1 protein-coding gene is annotated in these 808 nt (G+C 17.3%); it reads right to left on the minus strand.

Annotated elements, in window-relative coordinates; all coding sequences use genetic code 4:
- Positions 1–623 precede the first annotated feature (623 nt).
- Positions 624–808 (minus strand): hypothetical protein (locus tag ACXX85_RS03970; protein WP_458560688.1); only part of this gene is annotated, 185 nt, incomplete at its 5' end.

The following is an 808-nucleotide window of genomic DNA, read 5'->3' on the forward strand; positions in this document are numbered from 1 at the left end:
TAATTTAATAAAAGTCTAATCTAGTAATAGGTTAGATTTTTTATTTACTTATTATTTATATTGAATACTAGTTCAGTATTATCCCACCTCTATCTTAATTTGATTAAGTTTAGGTAGTATACTATAATCAAGTTAAAGTATATATATTTAATTATTTATTAAACCAAACAAAAAATAAATTAATAAAACAAAATTATTAAGACAAAATCAAATGTAAACTAATGTAAATAATGTTATAATAATATTAGTAATGATTAAATTACTAGTAAATTTACAAATTTACGGATAATCATATGAAGAGTTTATCGTCAGATTAAGCGTAATATTAAGTATTCAAACCTTCAATGTAACCTTTCTCAATGGAAAGGTTTTTTTAATTGAATAGAAAAATGTTTCTTTGAAGCAAAATAATATTTAATAAAAAAATACTTAATTGAAGACATTTCTACATCAACTAATAAATTTAAAAATTTTTTAATTAATACATAGAATAGTTTTTGGTGATTTTAATTATTAAAATTTCTAATATATTTTTTAATAATGTTATTTAAATATTTAAATTAAGAAAAAAAATAAAAATTTACTTGAAAAATTTTGAAAATATTGTAGAATAATAAAGCAACTTAATTGTAATCAACATTTTTAGTGATTCTAATTCAATTATCAAAAAATAATCATATAAAATATTTGGAATTTTTGTAAAAAGTGTTATAATTAATTTTGTATGATTTTCACACAAAATCATTATGAAATTTAGATCTTTCAAAACTAGATGCAATAACCATAATAAACACACAAATCAATTTCA

Source organism: Mycoplasma sp. Z386 (assembly GCF_054343375.1).